Here is an 18,984-nt window from a genome sequence, read left to right as displayed (position 1 = left end):
CTATAAGAAAATAAAATAGCCATTTACCTAATTTTTATGAGGTGAATGGCTATTTTTGTTTTATAGAAATAATTAACGCGCATCGATTATATCGATGAAACTAAAAGTATGTTTTCGGTCAAAGGCATCTATGCATATTAAAGAACGTTTCAAAGGGTTTAATTCAATTACAGTCATATAACTTGTAGGAAAATAACCATCTTTATAATAAGTGATCAATATTTCTTTTTCTGAAATGAATGAGCGTAATAAAGTGTCTTCAATTCTTTCTCTATCATCGTATGGCGATACTTTTCGCGATTCTTTCATGTCAGTCGATTTTGATATTTTTGTACTACTCATGCTTTCTATTCTCCTAACAATATATTTTCTATATAGGAAGGTTAATCAGTAATAGCTACTACTGATCATTCATAAGTACCTTATGTTCGTTTTATTATGTATGATTGGAAGCCGAATTTGCTTAGTACTAAAAAATTATCAAATTCATTAACTTATTTATAGTAATTATTTGTCATTCTTGTACTTTTTTGAAGAGGATTAAAACTTTATTAAGGTGAGTTGGGATGAAGGAGAATAAATCGGGTTGAAGAAGGTGAGCTAGTAAGAAACCTATCTCACCTTTTATTAAGAAAGCGTTTTTATCCCGCTATTTGTCGGGCTGCCCGTAAAAGCCCGATTGGTGAGGGCTGATTAAAGTTTCACTTTATATAACAGTATGATTTTCCCGATATTGTCTAGGAGTCATACTAGTAATTTTTTTGAAGACTCTTGTGAAATAACTTTGGTCATTAAAATTAAGCCAAGCACAAATATCTGATAATGGATAGGTCGTTAATGTTAATAACTTTTTAGCTTCTTCTACCCGTTCTCTCTGGATGTATTCAATTAAAGGAATTCCCACTTCTTTTTTAAACAATTTTGATAAATAAGTAGGGGAAATATGTAAAAGGTTAGCAAGGTCATTAAGAGATATTTCATCGTAAATATGTTTGTGAATGTGATTTAGGCACGTAGTAATGGAATTAGAATATGCTTGATTATTATATTCTTTTACACGTTCTGCAAAAGTACATAATGCATCTTCAATTAATCTATTTACGGAATACATGTTATCTAGCTTTTCAATCGTTTGGATATATAAAGTACCAAGTGAAAAAGCAATGTCTGATGGAAGATTACCATCTATCGCATATCGAACAGCTAGTGTAATTGCGATAATACCGTTATTTTTTTGGTTTCTCAGTTGATCTCCTTTGGATGAAATTGCCGCATCTTCTTGTGGGAAGGAATACGCATATTGTATGACTTTTTCTTTATTGCCTTCTTTAATGGCTGAAAAAAATTTACGTTCCAATGATATATCATAATTTTGCGGATCATGCCGGCGACGTTTTGAAATGTATAGATCAGGATTTACGATTTTATAAGAAACATCTTCGAGCAATTTATTTTTTTCCCAAACAATATCGTGATCTAATTTTTCATTGAAGATTACGTAATGTAACCAAATACTTATATCAATTAGCGTACTTTTTTTAATCTCGGGTAGAAATTGATAGTAGTCTACTCCTTGCTGCATTTTATTATGACAGTTGAAATATTTCATAAGTTTAATAGCCATCTCATCTGATACTTTTGGATAAGTAGTAGGGCCGATTATAATCGTTCCTTTTATATGTTCATGATCTGTTATATGGATGCTAATAAAATTCTCAAGATACTTATTCCCTTTGAAAATTGGAAAATTACGAGGGGCGTTTTCTTGATAAATTTCATTCAGATGTTCTTCTTTAGAAGAATAAAACGGACTACCAATCGTATGAGAAGTAGATTCATATACAATTTTTTTATCAGTAGATAGAAATTGAACAGGAACATGAAACGTTCTATGTATAAGATCGCATAAGTGCTGTAGGTTGATGGAATTATTCATTAGCTTCTCCTTTTAAATAGTTTTGAAATACGAAATATTAATTAGATCTACATTTGTTTCTATAAAATATAAATTTCTTATTATTAGAATTTTTTCGCTCACATGAAAAGAATTACATATATTGGAGATGAATGAAAGGTGATTTACAAATTAAATTCCGCAGATGTTGTATGAAAATAGACGTAGCGATGGTACCTTCCATAAAAGCCCTTTTTATATCTATTATACCAAATTAATAAATATAAAAGAGGTATTTATATATGGAATAAGAAATGTTTCATTCTTCATAAAATCTTAAGAAATCTCCTCAATTTTTGTTAAGAAACGATAGTTATACTTAGAAACAAGTTAAAACTATTGAACGAATGGGGAGAGGTTTACATGCAACTCATAACATTCTTACATGAATTTATTAAACATCCGAAACATACTGGTGCAATTGCGCCAAGTTCAAAAATATTAGCAAAGAAAATGGTAAATGTAATTGATTTTAATAGAGCGGAGTGCATTGTAGAGTTAGGGCCTGGTACAGGTGTTTTTACGAAAGAAATTATGAAGAGAAAGAAGAAGGGAACAATATTTCTTCTTATTGAAATTAATGAAGTGTTTTGCAAAGAGTTAAAGAGAAAGTTTAAAGATGAGCAGAACGTCATTGTTGTACACGGTTCAGCTGAAAATATAAAGAAGTATATGGAAGAATTACAGATAGAATGCGTTGATTACGTCTTATCGGGATTACCTTTTACTTCTTTACCAGAAGAAGTTTCAAAGCGTATTTTAAACAATGTAATGGAGGCGATACATGAGAAAGGTGAATTTATTACATTTCAATATTCACTAGTGAAAAAAGGATTTATACAGCATTTCTTTCCTGAAATTACGCTAGAAAAAGTGTGGCTTAATTTCCCACCAGCGTACATCTTTAGCTGTAAAAAAGAGCTAAGGAGAACATATGCATAATGGAATTACATGAATTATTATCTTATATTGAACAATACGGTTATTGGGCATTGTTTTTCTGTTTATGGTTAGGGATTATCGGTATGCCAATTCCAGATGAAATGATCGTAATGAGCGGTGGTTTTGTCTCTTCACTAGGGATATTAAGTGTCATTCCAGCATTTTTATTAACATATTTAGGCGTTGTATCTGGTCTATCGCTAGGTTATATATTAGGGAAAATATTTGGTACAAAAATACTTGATAAGCTAATGAAAAAGAAAAAAGCGAAATATCTTTTGAAATCTCAACAAATGGTAGAGAAGTATGGTCATTATGCGTTAGTCACAAGTTACTTCATACCAGTCGTGCGACATATCGTACCGTATTTAGTTGGAATGAATAACATGTCATTTAAGATGTATGCTTTGTATTCCTATACGACAGGATTTGTTTGGACACTCGTTTACTTTGTGCTCGGTTCTTTATTTGGACAACATATTGAAAGTATTGTAGCGATCGCAATAGAGTATGGCGTGTATTTTGGCGGGATTGTTTTTGCTGTTGCGGGTGGTGCATATTTGTACAAGCAAAGAAGAAGTACGGTGATGAGTAAGTAAATAAATAGAAGATAGGTTTATGTTTATTGAGATCATATAAAAGGGAGAGCTATTTTGTAAAATAACTCTCCTTTTTAATGTGATAGCTCCTTATTACTTACATTAGGTGTTGTCTGAAATACAGTTATATAAATTGTTAATATGGTTGTATTAATTAGATTAGCTAATACAGTCATAAAATCACTTGATGGAGTGATAAGAACAAAGATTGAAAGTATGGCAGAAGCAAGTGGAATGAACTTTTGTAGCATAGTTAACTTTCCATTTTTATGAAGCTTCGAAGATTGAAAGAAGCAAAGCAAGAAAATAAAGGATGTAAATAATAATCCTAAATATCCCCATCCATCTTCAATATACCAAGGTAAAAAGCTCATTCTTGATGTGAAAATAAATAAATTGAGTATTAACGTGCTGATGATTAACGTATTTAAAATAGTGATATTTGTTTGTTTTTGCATTTGAATTACACTCCGGAATTTATTTTATCCCGCATTAACGGACAGTGGACAGTAAAACCCCACTGATTAAAGTTTCACTTTATTGAGATGTTTTTGCCATTTCCATAAATCTTTGTTCAATTTCATCCAATTCGAATGAATGGCATATTCTGCGGTCTTCATTATCTAAAATTCGATAATGTTGAGATAAAATATTTTGTTGAATTTGATAACCGTTTAATTCTTTTATTTGTCGCCACCACAATTTTCCTCCTAACGTCTTCGGGAAGTTCGTATTGTAATGTGTAAAAGCGATTGTTTTTATAATTTCATTCACATCATCCCCAAATGTCATCTGGACTGTATCGCTCTGTTCGAAGAGTGTTACGACACAAACTGCGCCTGCCCATGTTAGCGTGCGTCTTCCTTTTTCGATTTCCACTAATGTTTTCTTCGATAAACCAATAATTTCTGACATTTTATCTTGTGATAAATCATTTTCAACACGGATGAGTTTTAATTTTGAATTAACGAGTTCAATAAATTCTTGTTTATCCATAATGCAGCTCCTTTTTTCTTATGGTGTAAAATTACACTATAAGTGTAATTTTGTCAATGATAGTGTGAAAAGTAACTTTTTCGTTTTTGGAGCTTACTAATTAATATTTCACTTTTAGTTTAAGAAAATATTAAGAAATCAAACGAGTTTTTATTAAGAAATACGCCCTATACTGAGAAACATCTTAAAGAAAACATAATGAAAGGCGGAATATAGATGAAAAGATTTATTTTTGGAGCAGTACTTGTTATTGTGGCAGGAGCGGCATATTTATTAAATGGGAGCCCTGCAGTTGATAGAATGAACCCATTTCTTGATTTAGAATATCGTTACGCGGTAATTGATAACGATGGAAAAGATTTAGATGGAAATAAAGGCCGTGCATACACAGTGAACACATATGATAAGGATGGAAACGAAAAAGAGATAACAATTGATGGAGTGGATACATTGCAAAAAGGTTCATACTGGCATGTAATTACGAGAGGAAAGTCTGTGCACGATAAGGTACAAATAGAAGAAGAAATAATTCCTGACGGTGCGAAGGCAAAGTTAGGATTGTAAATATAAACCCGATTCTTGATGAGAGAATCGGGTTTGTTATTTTATGGTAAAATTTAAAGGGGAGGAGTGAGAGGTATGCTACTCATTGTTAGTCTTATATTAATTGGGATTATGTGCAGTATGAGGGTAGTATCTTTACATATGATAGAACGAGAAAAGATAGAAGAGCGATATGTATATTGTCCAAAATGTAATGAGAAAATCCGAAGAGGGAATGCTGCTCCATTTTGTTCGAAATGTAATGTAATATTTTAAAGAAGATAAAAAGGCCACAATGAACATATTTCAGTTCGTTGTGGCCTTTTTTGAATGAATAATAACAACTTTCTATGTTCCGCTCATAATTTCTACAGTTACCTCCGCAAGAATAGGGGATTTTTTTAATAAAATCATTTTTAATAATTTTATTTTGAAGCTACAGACGTTGACACATAAAATTGTTACTTATTAGTATCTATAACACTTTAAAGTGCGTACTTTTTATTGTGTTGCCGATAAGACATAATTACATACGTGAGAGGGAAATGAGTAGTGTGGAACTAAAAAGCATCTACGTTATTTTTAATAACTATCGTGCTTTGATCAGTCATCCCTTGTCACATTAATTAATATCCATTCATCATTTTTAAATAGATTTTAGGAGGAGATTTTAAATGAAAGATTTATTAAAAGGTACACTTGGTTTTGGTACGGCACCACTAGGTAATATGTACCGTAATATTCCGGAAGAAGAAGCAATCGCAACAGTGGATGCTGCTTGGGAGAATGGTGTTCGTTACTTTGATACAGCTCCACTTTATGGATCTGGTTTAGCAGAAATTCGTCTTGGTGAAGCATTATCGAAAAGAAATCGTGATGATTACTTCTTAAGTACAAAAGTAGGTCGAATTATTTCAGATGAATTGGAAGATCCATCTACACGTGATTTAGGTGAAAAAGGCGGACTTTTCGAATTTGGTCGTAAAAATAAAATTATCAACGACTACAGTGCGGATGCAACTCTTCGTTCTATTGAGGATAGTTTAAAACGTTTAAAAACAGATCGTTTAGATTTTGTTTATATTCATGATGTAGCACAAGATTTTTATGGAGATGAGTGGATTTCACAATTTGAAATTGCTCGAACAGGAGCATTCCGTGCACTTACTCAATTACGTGATGAAGGTGTAATTAAAGGCTGGGGCCTTGGAGTAAACAAAGTAGAATCAATTGAACTTATGTTGGATTTAGAAGAAGCAAAACCAAATGTATCTTTATTAGCTGGTCGCTATTCATTATTAGACCACGAGCGTGCGCTAGAACGCGTAATGCCTGCAGCTGTAAAAAACAATATGGACATTGTTGTTGGTGGACCATATAGCTCAGGTGTTCTTGCGGGAGGTACTCATTTCGAATACCAAAAAGCGTCACCAGAAATCATTGAAAAAGTTAATAAAATTAAAAACCTTACAGATCGTCATGGAATCAGCATTAAAGCTGCTGCTTTACAGTTTTCACTGGCTAACCCAGCGGTTGCAGCTGTTATTCCTGGTGCAAGTAAACCGGAACGAATTGCAGAAGACCAAGCTGCATTGAAAACAGTGATTCCAGCAGCGTTCTGGGAAGAAATGCGTGAACAAAAATTAGTTGCAGTTAATGCACCACTACCAATTAACGTTAAATAAAAAGGAGAGTAATTAAAATGGCAAATACTATTACATCTATTGAAATTCCAGCTTCACCTAAGCAAGTATGGAAATTAATTGGAGGTTTTGATGCACTTCCAGATTGGTTACCATATATCCCTAGCAGTAAAGTAACTGAAGGCGGACGTGTACGTCATTTAGCTAATCCTGATGGCGATGCGATCGTAGAGCGTTTAGAAGTATTTAATGAGAAAGAGCGCTACTACACGTATTCAATTATGCAAGCACCATTCCCTGTGACGAATTATTTATCTACAATCCGTGTTAAAGAAGGTAAAGATGCTAATACATCATTAGTTGAATGGTCTGGTAGCTTCACTCCTGTAGAGGTTACTGATGAAGAGGCAATTAATCTATTCCATGGAATTTATAAAGATGGTTTAAAGGCGTTACAACAAGCATATTTAGCTTAATCAATTTATTAAACATTTGAAAGTCTGCAGTGTAACAACTGCAGGCTTTTTGTGATTATTGCATTTCTTTTTAAGAAAATGTATCTATACTGAATTCTGTTACTGAAAGAGAACATAATGAAATTTATGATCTCTTTCGCCTTTTTATCATTATTTATTTTCTAAAATATGTTCAACCTCATGCACACTTAATTTACTTGCCTTAGCAATTGTTTCAAGTGGTATACCAAGATCATGCATACTTTTAATCATTTGAATTTTTCCTTGTTGAACCCCTTCTTTTCGCCCTTTTTCTATACCTTGTTCTAAGCCCTTTTCTAAGCCTTTTTCCATACCTTCTTCCAAGCCCTTTTCCAAGCCCTTTTCCAAGCCTCTTTTCATACCTTCTTTTTCTGCATGGGCGAATTTTGCAGCTTCATCCATTAAAACCTTTTCTCTTGCGTCATAGGCTTGTCGGAAAGAGGAATCTTGACTCATACGTTCCCACTTGTTTATTGCTTTTTGTAAAATAGGATCTCGGTTCATAGCAATATCCTCCAATGTTTTAGTTAAGTGCTTATCCTCATTTGCTGAAAGCAATAAAAGCCAACGAGCAAATGGATCTTTCCACGGATTTACTTTTTCTTCATGCCATTGTTTTGTTAACTTTGGAATTTCTACAATGTGAATTTCTATGTCATCACTCAAGAGTTTCTGTTGTTGTGTATTCCATAATGTGCCCGCTGTATGAAATTCTTTGTGATCTAAAAACATTATGAAGTTCAATAAATTAATGGTGATGGTTTTATGAAGCGAACTGTAAGGCATGCCTTTTTGTAATTGGGATGTGTATAATTTTCCCCAATAATATAAACTACGTTTCATCATATCGTGATTATTATTGAGCTGTATTTCTACATTTACTTTTGTTCCTGTGTTTAATGTCGCTGAAATATCTAAAATAGATAACTTATCCTCTTCGTATTCCCGATGTAAATGTGGATCTTCTAGTTGTAGAGAAGCAATGGGCGAATCTAAAGACTCTTGTAACATAGCGTTTAAAAATGCAATTAGAATATCTTCACTACCATTCGTACCAAACAATTGTTTAAATGCAAAATCAATGCGTAAATTAACTAACTGTTGGTTGAACACAGCTTTCCCTCTCCCTTATGTCAGGTTGCCTCTTACCTTCATTGTATCTAAAAATTACTAGGGCATGCAAACCAGCCATTCTACTATTTTTTAGTAATATTATTAGAAAATGAAAGGCAAGTATGTCTATGGTATACTCTAGTGAAATTGAAAAAACTATTTTGTTTATATTGAGGAAAAGGTGATACATATGAAAAAAGATATTTTAAATATATTAGATAAAAAACAAAGTAATTATGAATTTCCTGCCTTTGATAATGAATATATAGATATTTCGCAAGTGAAATTCTCTCTTTTCTTTAAATCTAATAAGGATTGGTTAATGGTGTTTCAAGTTGTTGGAGTGGGTTCATTAGGTGTATGTAATGATATTCAAGTATATGGTGATAGAGTGAATCATTCAATTGGTGATGATGGTATTTTGCAGTTAAATGATGGAGAGTATGAATTATTTGATAACGAAGGTGAATTTATACCTGATATTCATAACGGTAGTGTGAAAATTCATGATCATCATTTTGAATATGAATTTACTGAAGAGGATTACGCGAATAATGGAATAGTAGTAAAAACGACAGAGTCTTATCCAAGAGATTTCCTGCGTATGCTTGCGACTAATGACGAAGCTCGAAAATTAGTATGGTGGGACAAAGAAGAAATTTTAGAAGAGTTCGGTTTAGAAGGTGATTGGGAAGTAGCGTATGAAACGGAAGAATGGCAACATGTTGAAGATGAGAAAGTAAGTGAAAATGAATTCTTCCAATCAGTAGCCGCTGCAATAGAGAAGAAAGATCCAAGTGTTATTGTAAATAAGAATGCTAATACGCACTGGAAAAATTGGGCGGAGTTTGATTACGAAAACTCATATTAAAAATGAAAGAGTAGACTAAAACCTTTCTAAGAAAAAAGACGAACTAACATTTTAGCTCGTCTTTTGGTATTACACAACCGCAGGATTATAAATCATCGTAAAGTGTCCTTGTAATAATTCAATATGACAAGGTGTATGAAGCGAGCTTTCTCCATCTGTATCTACTTCTTTTTCTTCTTCTGTTTCAATATGAATGGATTTCGCTTTTACGTGGAAGATGTCATTTTCATTTGAGTCTTCAAATAGTTTCTTTCCGATATAATCTTTAAACGCTTGAATACCGGTTGATTTTACGACGAAAATATCAAGTGTTCCGTCGTCGCACTTTACGTTCGGAATAAAGGACGGGATACCGCCAAGATATTCACCGTTTCCAACCATAACAAGGACGGCTTCGTCTTCATATACTTGTCCATCGTACGTAATTTTTACTGGAAATGTTTCAGCATTTTTGACAGTTCGAATGGTGCTTAAATAGTAACCAATTTTCCCAAGCTTTGCTTTCTCTTCTGCATCGATATTGTTTGATACTTCAGAGACAAGTCCAATGCCCCAGAAGTTTAAGAAGTGTTGTCCGTTTGCTTTTGCGACGTCAACTGGTTTTATATGTCCTTTTGTAATGAGTTTTGCTGCTTCTGCAATGTTTTGCGGAACGCCGAGTGTGCGAGAGAAGTCATTGCAAGTTCCGCCTGGAATGATTGCAAGTGTAGGTCTAGTTTCAAGAGGTGCTAAGCCATTTGTGCATTCAAATACAGTGCCGTCACCACCAAAGACGATAATTAAATCTACTTTACTAGCAAACTCTTGGCAATATTTTGTTGCATCACCTTGCTTTTTCGTATGAAGGATATGTAAGTCAGGAAAAGCTGCGGCAAGAGGTGGTACGATTTTCGTTAAATTTGTATGTAAGTCGCCTTGTCCAGCTTTTGGATTTACGATGAGGAGTACTTTTTCAAATTTTGTCTTTGTCATTTTTATTCTCTCCCTTTGTCTTTTACGAATCGTGATAGAAAATAAACTTCCACCAGTAATTGATGGTGGAAGTTTATTCTATTATATTATTCCGTTACAACTGAAGCGATAAATGGTAAGTTACGATATTTTTCTGCGCAGTCAATACCGTAGCCAACGATAAATTCGTCTGGAATTTGGAAGCCAACATATTCAGCTTTTAAGTCCACTTTACGACGCTCAGGTTTATCAAGTAACGTACAGAATTTCAATGCTTTCGGTTTATGCATAAAGAAGTGATCTTTTAAGAAGTGAAGTGTTAAACCAGAATCGATAATGTCTTCTACGACAATTACGTTTTTTCCAGTAATGTTTACATCAATATCTTTTAATAGTTTTACTTTTCCAGTTGTTTCTGTTTGATTTCCGTAGCTAGATGCAGAAATAAAGTCGATCGTTACATCGTTTTTAATGTTACGAATTAAATCAGCAGCGAATACGAAAGAGCCTTTTAATACAGCGATTACTACGATTTCTTCTCCTTCAAAGTCACGTTCAATTTGAAGTGCTAGTTCTTTTACTTTTTCTTGTAATTGTTCTTCAGAAATTAAAGTGTCTTTTATTTCAATATTCATTGGAGTCCTCCTACAGTGTAAAACTTGTGAACATTTCGACTGTAAAGGAAAGAAAGGGAAAAGTCAAAGAAGATATAAGTTTTTTACAGAAATCCCCACAAAATAGTCAGATGATATGATATACTGATTATATCAAGAAAACGCTTCCAAGAAGGGTGATTATGATGAGAAAGAAAGAGTATACAAGTGCAACATTTATAAAAGCATTGTTTTTAACAATTGTTCTTGGCAGTTTGGCTTACATAATTGATGTACCAGCGATTCGGATTTCACTAATTGGAATGACTTTAGTATTAGGCGCAATTTCCCACGGTATGATGTCACAGCTACAAGAAGCTGGAGTGGATCATATGAAAGATCATATAGATAAGAAATGAGAAACCTTCACGTATAGAGAGTGAAGGTTTTTTGTTTCTTACAAAAATGTAAGGTAGTTGTAAGGCAAATCGATAGTTGCATAGTAGTGTTTTGGATAAAATATAGGTGTAAGGTAAAAGGTAAGCATATTTTAGGTAAATTAAGTTTTAGGCACTCTATATGTGAAAAAGGAGTAGGAGGGCATGGAGAAACGTTGGACGACCTTTTCTTTTTTAGCAACTAGCAACACCGTAATGCTAGCTGGCGAAATGGATTTTTTGCACTTGTTTGATCGAGAAGACGATCATTCTTCTTCTAAATTTACAATGAAATGGAATAAATGGAGCGAGAGTTGTAGGTTTGAAGAAGAGACCCCTAACGAAGAGCAAAAGATTATTTTGACAAACCCTATTAAAGCGTGGGTTGTTCAACGTCGTAAGTGTAACGTCAAAAATCACTTAAAGAAAACTGAGCCGAGACAATTAGTTATCGCTCCGGCCCATTCTACTTCTAAATCACGCGAAAGTAACATGTAAATATTGAGACACACACCCGAAAAAACATCGTATATATTGCGATGTTTTTTTATTTTTCTAAAATGAAATCTTTAAATGAAATATATTTCATCTGCATCTTATATTTATATCTCTTGTTTATTCTAGTAATACATCCGATGCGAGTTGATGTGAATAAAATATAAGGAGAGAATGAAGATGAAAAAGAGACTATTATCAATTTGTGCAATGGCACTTTTAACAGTAGGGTATTCTTCAGTAGCGAGTGCGGATACTGGAACAGTAACGAAGGAAGAAGAAGCGCAAGTGCAACAAGATAAAGCTAAAAAAGAAGAAGCAATTAAGGAACAGCAAAAAAGTGAAGAAGAGAAAAAGAGAATAGCGCAAGAACAGTTAAAAAACGATATGGCTAAAAAAGAAGCAGCACAAGTACAACAAAAAAATGGTGCAGTAAAAAAAGAAGTAGCGAAGCCAGCTGTACAAGGTGAAAAATTACCAAACACAGCATCCAATAATGTAGCAATGATGGCACTAAGTGCATGTCTTGTAGGGATAGGGACATTATTTGGTTTGAATCGTCGCAATAAAGTTAAGGCGTAAATAAAATATTGTCCTATAAAGAATGGAATAATTTCATATATTAAAAATGGTAGGTTATTCCTACCATTTTTGGCATGGAGGGATGAACATGAAATTACTCAATTATATCGGTATCATATTGATGGCCATAGGGCTATTCACGGGAGCATATTACGCTATGGAATGGTATAAAGGAAAAAGCTCTGCTCAACAATTAACGAAAGAAGAATTAAAGAGCCTTGAAAATATACAACATAATCAACTTTCTTACGAAACACCTGTAACTTCCCCAGTACCCTCTTCTCAAACAGAACATAAAGAAGGAGAAAAGGTTGCACTGTTAAATATACCGAAAATAAAGAAGAAGTTTTCTATATACTGGGGAGCGGATGAGACAACGTTGAAGAAAGGAGTTGGAATGTTCGTTAGTGATTTAACGACAACGCCATCTGGAGGGGGGCATACGGTACTGAGTGGGCACCGGGATACTGTATTTACAGATTTAGGAGAGTTAAAAGAAAAAGACACTCTTGTTTTAGAGTATGATAATAAAACTTACACATACGAAATTCAAAAGATATGGATTACCGACGCGGATGATCGTACTGTTATTATAAAAAAAGAAGAACCGATACTAACACTAACGACTTGCTATCCATTTGATTATATAGGGGATGCACCAGATAGATATATTATCGAGGCGAAGTTAAAGGCTAGTTATTCAAAATGAAGTTGTAGTTTCTGAAAGCGGAAGGGGGATACATCAGTTATGTCAAAAAACATTTTAATTGTGGAAGATGAAGATATTTTGCGTGAAATATTAAAAGATTATTTTTTGAGTGAGCAATATGTAGTGTTTGAAGCGAGGGATGGGAAAGAAGCTTTAGTTGTATTTGAGGAAGAAGAGGTTGATTTAGTTATTTTAGATATTATGTTGCCGGAACTTGATGGATGGTCTGTTTGCCGAAGGATCCGTAAGACATCCGAGGTTCCTATTATTATGCTGACGGCGCGTGTAGATGAAGATGATACGTTACTTGGATTTGAACTCGGGGCAGATGACTATGTGACGAAGCCGTATAGTCCGCCCATTTTATTAGCAAGAGCGAAAAGGCTGTTAGAAAGTAGAAAAGTAACAAAGAAACCTTTAGAGAATGAAGATGATACGTTATCAATTCATGGCATTCATGTCCATTTTCCGTCACGTACTGTTACTGTTGATGGAGCAAATATTACATTAACACATACAGAGTTTGAAATATTAGTGTATTTCATGAAAAATCAAGGAATTGTCCTAACAAGAGAGCAATTAATTTCAAGAATTTGGGGATACGAGTTTGCAGGTGATGATCGAACGGTTAATAGCCATATTCGTAATTTGAGAAATAAATTAGGAGAGAAAGCAAAGTACATTACAACTGTAGTACGAACGGGATATAAATTTGAGGGGAACATATGAGGAAAGGAATTGTACTAAAATTATTTACTCTCACAACAGCGTTATGCATGTTGATTTTAGCGACGATTTTTATTGGACAAACGATATTTTTTAAACAATATTACGCGAATCGAAAAGTGGAAGATATTAAAGTGAATTTAAATTCCTTCGAAAAGAATTATTTGAACTATGCAGGAAGTGCAGAAGGAATTCAGAAGCTGGAGCAAGACTTTTTAAGAGAAAATAATACGTGGATTACGACATTAGATCAGAACGGGAATTTAAAGCATGCAGATGATTTTTATTTTGAGGTAACGATAGATCGTAGGCAACAAAAGAGCTTTGGACAACAAATATTCAAAATTCCTTTATACAATCTCGTCAATATAGAAGAGATGGATAATAAATTATCAGATCATTTTCTAGGCCAAGGAATTTCTTTTTCTGGAGTGAAAAAAGAAGATAGTTTTATTCCATTCGCTTTCTCTTTATCTAAGCAGACTTTAAGCGGATCTAATAAACCGTTAGAAAAAGCATTTAAGGAGAAAATGAGTAAATTAGATGAGGAGAAAAAGAAAGCAGCTGAGGAACAAGTAGGTAAGGAAAAGAAGCCGGCTGTTCAGGAGCAAGCTGCCCAAGAACCAGATGTTTACATAGGTGGGTTTGTTACGAAAGTACAGTTTCCAGATGTAAAAGGTCTTGTAAATCCAATTTATAAAAATAGTATATTCTTAGATAACATAAAAGAATTTCAAACAGATTTATTATTAAAAGAGAGCAAGCACATACAGTATGCAACACAAACAATGGACTATGAAAAAAATGATATTAAATATAAATTATTAATCAAACCAATAAAAGAAAAAGACGGATCAGTAACATATATTTATGCGATGGCTTCTTTACAGCCCGTAGATGAAGCTGTACAAATGGTGCAAGATTACTACATCTATATCATTGCATTTGTAGTCGTTCTTATTTTTTTAGCTTCGTTTTATTATTCAAAACAAATTGCAAAACCGTTATTAAAAATAAATGATACGACGAAGAAAATAGCACAATTAGATTTTACAGAAAAAATACCGATTACTTCAAAAGATGAAATTGGGGATTTATCGAAAAATATTAATGTGCTATCGAATAAACTCCATTCGCATATTGGACAGCTAGAAGAAGATATTGAAAAGGAAAGAAAGTTAGAAAAAACGCGAAAAGAATTCATTTCTGGTGTTTCACATGAATTAAAAACACCGCTGAGTATTATGAAAAGCTGTATTTCTATTTTAAAAGACGGGGTAGCTGAGCATAAAAAAGAGTACTATTTTCAAGCGATGGAACGAGAAGTAGATAAAATGGATACGTTAATTTTGGATATGCTTGAGTTAGCTAAATTTGAGTCAGGTACATATAAAATGAAAATAGATTCATTTTATATCGATACAGTAATTGAAGATATATGTGAACACCTTTCTGTAGAAATAGAGAAAAAAGAACTTCGTGTTCATAAAAATATAGGTCCATTTGAAGTGATGGCAAATCAAGGCCGGATTGAACAAGTCATTGTGAATTTCATTACGAATGCCATACGTTATACACCAAATAAAGAGGATATTATTATTTCTACAATAGATGAGAAAGATCGTATAAGAGTGTGTATTGAAAATAAAGGTACTCACATTGAAGAAGAGCAGTTAGATAAAATTTGGGATCGTTTTTATCGTGTGGATGCAGCTCGTCAGCGTTCGCAAGGTGGAACAGGTCTTGGGCTTGCTATTTCAAAGAATATTTTAGAACTGCATGAAGTTGAATATGGAGTAAAGAATACAGAAGATGGTGTATTATTTTATTTCTACTTATCGAAAAAAGCGTAGATGATATATACTACGCTTTTTTTAATTTATTTTCATATTATCTTTACCTAATCTTTATTTTTAAGCGATATAATCTGGTTAGAAAATGAGGTTATGTAAGGAGTCGATGAACCGTGCATAGCAATTGGTTAAGTATAATGGTATTTATTTTCTTTTGTGCATTTATTGTTTTTTTAATTGATATTACGATATGAAAAAAAGAGCGCTCATGAAGCGCTCTTTTTGTTTGAGTTTAGTTGATAAGCAGTAATGCTTTTGAATAAGCGTGGTGAAGTAAGGAATAAAAATATAAGTAAAACGGTACATAGAATGTAGGAACCAATCATTGTGCTACCGTTTACAATTAATGAATATAGGACAGCTGATTGACCTTTCGGTGCATATTGTCCCCAAAAAATAATACCGGCAATAAAGTGACAGAAATAGCGAGCAAAGCTACCAATAAATGTAGCAACAATAATGTAACCAATAACTTTTTTTCCTTCGTTTTGTTTTGAAGAAGGTTTGTCTTTACGGCTACCTAAATTGGATTGTTCTTCACTATTTTCATTGGTTGTTAAAAGTGCCTTTTGAATAGGACGATAGAATAAACCAGCAAATCCAATGAATGCGAAAGCAACGAAGTATTCAATGAGTACTTGAATTGGTGTGACGATAATGGCATCGCCTACGACAATTTGTAATAATCCCCAAATTAAGCCTCCTAAGAAAGCCATTTTGAAGCCCCAGCGGTATGCGATAATAAAAATAGGAATCATTGCAAATGAGATGGAACCGCCTGTTGGAAGTTTAATTGATAATGGTAAAATGTCGATGACCAGAGCGAAGGCTGCAAGAATTGCAGATTCGATCATCGCTTGTAAATTGGTGTTACGCATGTTGTCTCCCCCTAAATCCAAGTTGTACAAAAAAGAATAGATATCATAGGAGGATACGAAATACGTAAATAAAAAAGAGGTATGTATTTCGGACGTTTGCACAATCCCTGCGTTAGCATTAACTAACAGGTTCGAAGGGTCGGAACGAAGTGTTCCCTCTCAGCGGCATGGCTCCCCCAGTGATAACGAGATTCTTTATTTGCTACTGTTTATTGTAAGCGAAATGGATGAGAATGGCAAACGAATACAGTATGACAATAATTGAAATAGAATTGTAGCGAAATGTTAATAAATATGAAGCAAAAGGGTATAGTACAAGAGAAATTGAGTGTGGTATAATTTTTTTGAAAATAATTATCATTCTCTTCTGAGGGGGAAGGTTATGAGCTTAGTAGATATTAAAATTGGAGAGAAAGTGTTAGTAAAAAGTATTCAGTCTTTAGATCAGCTATTAAAGCGTAGACTAGCTGCTTTCGGTCTTGCTGAAGGAAGCGAACTTCGCCTGAAACAGAAAGCGATGTTTAAAGGTCCTTGTACATTGGAGTGTCGTGGACAGTTAATTAGTATTCGTCATTGTGACGCGAAAATGATAAAGGTGGAATTAGCGTGAATAAGGTAGCTTTGCTAGGGAATCCGAATACAGGGAAAACATCATTATTTAATGCACTTACTGGTTCTTATGAATACGTAGGAAACTGGAGCGGTGTAACAGTAGAAAAAAAGGTTGGTAAATTAAAAGATAGACAAGGAACATTAATAGATTTACCAGGCGTATATGATTTGAATCCAGTTTCACGTGATGAAGGTGTTGTAACAAACTTTCTACTAACAGAAGAATTTCAGCATATGTTAAATATTGTGGATTCTTCGCAATTTGAACGAAATATGCATTTAACGTTGCAGTTACTTGAATTTGGTAAGCCAGTTTCAATTGGTTTAAATATGGTTGATGTGGCGAAGCAAAGAGGTATTGTAATTGATGTTAAACGATTATCAGAACTATTAGGTGTGACAGTCGTTCCTGTCGTTGCAAGAAGCGGAAAAGGTTGTGAAGAACTACTTGCGACTCTTAAAGAAAATGACAAAAGTGAGAAAAAGCCATTCATTATTTCATATGGTGTACAAGTAGATGAAGGAATTGGAGAAGCAATTTCTCTTTTCGAGAAAGAGAAGTATGAGCATCCAAGATGGTTGGTCCTTCAATTTTTAAGTAATAACGAAGTAGTAGAAAAAGAAATGAAAGCACTACCAATTTATAAGGAGCTCATAGCCATTCGATCTCGCTTAGAGGGAAAACTTGATTGTACGTTGGAAGAGCATATTTACAAAACTCGTGAAGCGTATATTGAAAAGTTAAAAACAAATGTTATGCAGCATGAGAAAGAAGGAAAAATTCCTTTTTCGGAAAAAATTGATAGATTAATTACACATAAAATTTTAGGACTTCCAATCTTTTTAGCAGTTATGTTTTTTATTTTTCAGGTTACGTTTACGTGGATTGGTACACCTTTATCCGATATGTTAGATGAGTTTTTTGGTGGACAGCTTACGGATTGGGTAACGGCTGGGCTCACAAGTGTTGGAGCTTCTGATTTTATTCAAGCACTCGTTACAGAAGGTATTATTGCTGGTGTTGGTGCGGTATTAGTATTCGTTCCACAAATCTTTGCACTATTCTTTTTCATTTCATTATTAGAAGACTCAGGATATATGGCGCGAATTGCAGTTGTTATGGATCGAATTATGGAGTTCTTCGGTTTAAACGGAAAAGCGTTCATTCCGATGATTATCGGTTTTGGATGTAACGTTCCAGGTATTATGGCAGCGAGAACGATTGAACAAGAAAAAGAACGTTTACTTACAGTTCTTGTAACACCGTTTATGTCTTGTTCAGCGCGTTTACCTGTATATGCATTATTTGCGGGAGTATTCTTCCCTCATAGTCAGGCAACTGTTGTATTTTCTTTATATGTTGCAGGTATTGTTCTTGCGTTATTAGTTACAAAAATTATGTCTCTTACAATTTTAAAAGCGGAAAAGTCTATTTTCGTTATTGAACTACCGCCTTACCGTGTGCCACAAGCGAAAACGTTATGGCTAAGCACATGGGAGAAAGGAAAAGGATTTGTTCGTAAGGCTGGTACATTCATCTTCGGTGGTTCTGTTGTCATTTGGCTATTAAATTATGCAGGTCCATCAGGATTGGGTGTTGATATGGGAGATAGTTACTTAGCGATGATTGGTGGATTTATTGCACCACTATTTGCACCGCTCGGCTTTGGAACATGGCAAGCTGCAGCATCTCTTTTAACAGGATTTTTAGCGAAAGAAGTTGTCGTTTCTACAATGGCAATTATTTATGCGGTGAAAGAAGATGTGCTTGGAAATGTAATGGGAGCACATTATACTGCGTTATCAGCATATGCATTTATGTTCTTTATTTTATTATATGTTCCGTGTTTAGCGACAGTAGCTGTTATTAAACGTGAAACAGGATCAGCGAAGTGGACGATTTTTTCTGTCGTTTATCCACTCGTTGTTGCTTATGTATTAACGTTCATTATATACCAAGTTGGATCCTTACTCGGATTCTAGAAGGAGA

At 33.9% G+C, this 18,984-nt stretch carries 23 protein-coding genes and 1 riboswitch; of the genes, 15 read left to right on the top strand and 8 right to left on the bottom strand.

Annotated features, from left to right (window positions below; genetic code table 11):
• Positions 1-72: 72 nt before the first annotated feature.
• Both J0835_RS23775 and J0835_RS23770 read right to left on the bottom strand, forming a co-directional pair.
• Positions 73-342, bottom strand: a complete 270-nt coding sequence (locus tag J0835_RS23775; protein ID WP_087982647.1) for a YolD-like family protein — start codon at positions 340-342, stop codon at positions 73-75.
• 364 nt (positions 343-706) lie between these two features.
• A complete protein-coding gene (locus tag J0835_RS23770; protein ID WP_087982645.1) occupies positions 707-1,936 on the bottom strand; it encodes a helix-turn-helix domain-containing protein in 1,230 nt (409 codons plus the stop codon).
• Positions 1,937-2,317: 381 nt separating this feature from the next.
• Between J0835_RS23770 and J0835_RS23765 the strand changes: the two genes are divergently transcribed.
• Together J0835_RS23765 and J0835_RS23760 are read left to right on the top strand one after the other, a co-directional pair.
• Positions 2,318-2,896 carry a class I SAM-dependent methyltransferase gene (locus J0835_RS23765; RefSeq protein WP_087982643.1) on the top strand — a complete coding sequence of 193 codons (579 nt, stop codon included), beginning with the start codon at positions 2,318-2,320 and terminating at the stop codon, positions 2,894-2,896.
• Entirely contained in the window at positions 2,896-3,495 is a 600-nt protein-coding gene (locus J0835_RS23760; protein WP_087982641.1) for a DedA family protein, read from the top strand. Before J0835_RS23765 ends, J0835_RS23760 begins: the two co-directional genes overlap by 1 nt.
• A gap of 74 nt (positions 3,496-3,569) precedes the next feature.
• Here the strand turns inward: J0835_RS23760 and J0835_RS23755 are convergent, their stop codons facing one another.
• Together J0835_RS23755 and J0835_RS23750 are read right to left on the bottom strand one after the other, a co-directional pair.
• Positions 3,570-3,953, bottom strand: a complete 384-nt coding sequence (locus J0835_RS23755; RefSeq protein ID WP_087982639.1) for a hypothetical protein — start codon at positions 3,951-3,953, stop codon at positions 3,570-3,572.
• Between the two features lie 79 nt (positions 3,954-4,032).
• Positions 4,033-4,491 (bottom strand): helix-turn-helix transcriptional regulator, encoded by a 459-nt coding sequence (locus J0835_RS23750; RefSeq protein WP_087982637.1) that lies wholly within the window; start codon positions 4,489-4,491, stop codon positions 4,033-4,035.
• A gap of 216 nt (positions 4,492-4,707) precedes the next feature.
• On the opposite strand from J0835_RS23750, the gene J0835_RS23745 reads away from it, so the two are divergent.
• The 4 genes from J0835_RS23745 (at position 4,708) to J0835_RS23730 (ending at position 7,153) form a co-directional block, all read left to right on the top strand.
• Entirely contained in the window at positions 4,708-5,055 is a 348-nt protein-coding gene (locus J0835_RS23745; RefSeq protein WP_087982636.1) for a YxeA family protein, read from the top strand.
• Positions 5,056-5,130: 75 nt separating this feature from the next.
• On the top strand, positions 5,131-5,310 hold the full coding sequence (locus J0835_RS23740; protein WP_087982634.1) for a hypothetical protein: 180 nt from the start codon (positions 5,131-5,133) through the stop codon (positions 5,308-5,310).
• Between the two features lie 398 nt (positions 5,311-5,708).
• Positions 5,709-6,719 carry an aldo/keto reductase gene (locus tag J0835_RS23735; protein WP_087982632.1) on the top strand — a complete coding sequence of 337 codons (1,011 nt, stop codon included), beginning with the start codon at positions 5,709-5,711 and terminating at the stop codon, positions 6,717-6,719.
• Between the two features lie 17 nt (positions 6,720-6,736).
• A complete protein-coding gene (locus tag J0835_RS23730; RefSeq protein WP_087982630.1) occupies positions 6,737-7,153 on the top strand; it encodes an SRPBCC family protein in 417 nt (138 codons plus the stop codon).
• A gap of 150 nt (positions 7,154-7,303) precedes the next feature.
• Here the strand turns inward: J0835_RS23730 and J0835_RS23725 are convergent, their stop codons facing one another.
• Entirely contained in the window at positions 7,304-8,287 is a 984-nt protein-coding gene (locus tag J0835_RS23725) for an Rpn family recombination-promoting nuclease/putative transposase (RefSeq protein ID WP_087982628.1), read from the bottom strand.
• A 190-nt stretch (positions 8,288-8,477) separates the two neighbouring features.
• Between J0835_RS23725 and J0835_RS23720 the strand changes: the two genes are divergently transcribed.
• A complete protein-coding gene (locus J0835_RS23720; protein WP_087982626.1) occupies positions 8,478-9,158 on the top strand; it encodes a DUF7003 family protein in 681 nt (226 codons plus the stop codon).
• Between the two features lie 69 nt (positions 9,159-9,227).
• On the opposite strand, the gene J0835_RS23715 is transcribed toward J0835_RS23720, so the two are convergent.
• Both J0835_RS23715 and hpt read right to left on the bottom strand, forming a co-directional pair.
• Entirely contained in the window at positions 9,228-10,130 is a 903-nt protein-coding gene (locus tag J0835_RS23715; RefSeq protein WP_087982624.1) for a diacylglycerol/lipid kinase family protein, read from the bottom strand.
• Positions 10,131-10,216: 86 nt separating this feature from the next.
• On the bottom strand, positions 10,217-10,744 hold the full coding sequence (gene hpt, locus J0835_RS23710; protein WP_076541017.1) for a hypoxanthine phosphoribosyltransferase: 528 nt from the start codon (positions 10,742-10,744) through the stop codon (positions 10,217-10,219).
• 161 nt (positions 10,745-10,905) lie between these two features.
• Between hpt and J0835_RS23705 the strand changes: the two genes are divergently transcribed.
• The 6 genes from J0835_RS23705 to J0835_RS23680 all read left to right on the top strand — a co-directional run bounded on the left by J0835_RS23705 (position 10,906) and on the right by J0835_RS23680 (position 15,504).
• On the top strand, positions 10,906-11,121 hold the full coding sequence (locus tag J0835_RS23705; protein WP_140386912.1) for a hypothetical protein: 216 nt from the start codon (positions 10,906-10,908) through the stop codon (positions 11,119-11,121).
• A gap of 183 nt (positions 11,122-11,304) precedes the next feature.
• Entirely contained in the window at positions 11,305-11,637 is a 333-nt protein-coding gene (locus tag J0835_RS23700) for a hypothetical protein (RefSeq protein WP_063224330.1), read from the top strand.
• Between the two features lie 177 nt (positions 11,638-11,814).
• A complete protein-coding gene (locus J0835_RS23695) occupies positions 11,815-12,216 on the top strand; it encodes an LPXTG cell wall anchor domain-containing protein (protein WP_087982622.1) in 402 nt (133 codons plus the stop codon).
• 88 nt (positions 12,217-12,304) lie between these two features.
• Positions 12,305-12,925, top strand: a complete 621-nt coding sequence (locus tag J0835_RS23690) for a class D sortase (protein ID WP_087982621.1) — start codon at positions 12,305-12,307, stop codon at positions 12,923-12,925.
• Positions 12,926-12,964: 39 nt separating this feature from the next.
• Positions 12,965-13,654: a response regulator transcription factor gene (locus J0835_RS23685; RefSeq protein WP_087982619.1), complete on the top strand. Its 690-nt coding sequence runs from the start codon at positions 12,965-12,967 to the stop codon at positions 13,652-13,654.
• The gene (locus J0835_RS23680; protein WP_087982617.1) at positions 13,651-15,504 is read left to right on the top strand and encodes a sensor histidine kinase; all 1,854 of its coding nucleotides are present in this window, start codon (positions 13,651-13,653) and stop codon (positions 15,502-15,504) included. Before J0835_RS23685 ends, J0835_RS23680 begins: the two co-directional genes overlap by 4 nt.
• Before the next feature lie 206 nt (positions 15,505-15,710).
• Here the strand turns inward: J0835_RS23680 and thiT are convergent, their stop codons facing one another.
• Entirely contained in the window at positions 15,711-16,382 is a 672-nt protein-coding gene (gene thiT / locus J0835_RS23675; protein ID WP_087982615.1) for an energy-coupled thiamine transporter ThiT, read from the bottom strand.
• Positions 16,383-16,468: 86 nt separating this feature from the next.
• Positions 16,469-16,570, bottom strand: a riboswitch (TPP riboswitch).
• 194 nt (positions 16,571-16,764) lie between these two features.
• Between thiT and J0835_RS23670 the strand changes: the two genes are divergently transcribed.
• Positions 16,765-16,992, top strand: a complete 228-nt coding sequence (locus tag J0835_RS23670) for a FeoA family protein (protein ID WP_000060512.1) — start codon at positions 16,765-16,767, stop codon at positions 16,990-16,992.
• Positions 16,989-18,977, top strand: coding sequence for a ferrous iron transport protein B (gene feoB, locus J0835_RS23665; protein WP_087982613.1), 1,989 nt, complete (start codon positions 16,989-16,991; stop codon positions 18,975-18,977). Before J0835_RS23670 ends, feoB begins: the two co-directional genes overlap by 4 nt.
• The last annotated feature ends 7 nt before the right edge of the window (positions 18,978-18,984 follow it).

The sequence above is a fragment of the Bacillus cereus group sp. Sample62 genome (assembly GCF_036851315.1).
Lineage (GTDB): Bacteria > Bacillota > Bacilli > Bacillales > Bacillaceae_G > Bacillus_A > Bacillus_A wiedmannii.
Note: the sequence above shows the minus strand (reverse complement) of the source record. Positions and strands in the feature narration are given on the sequence as shown.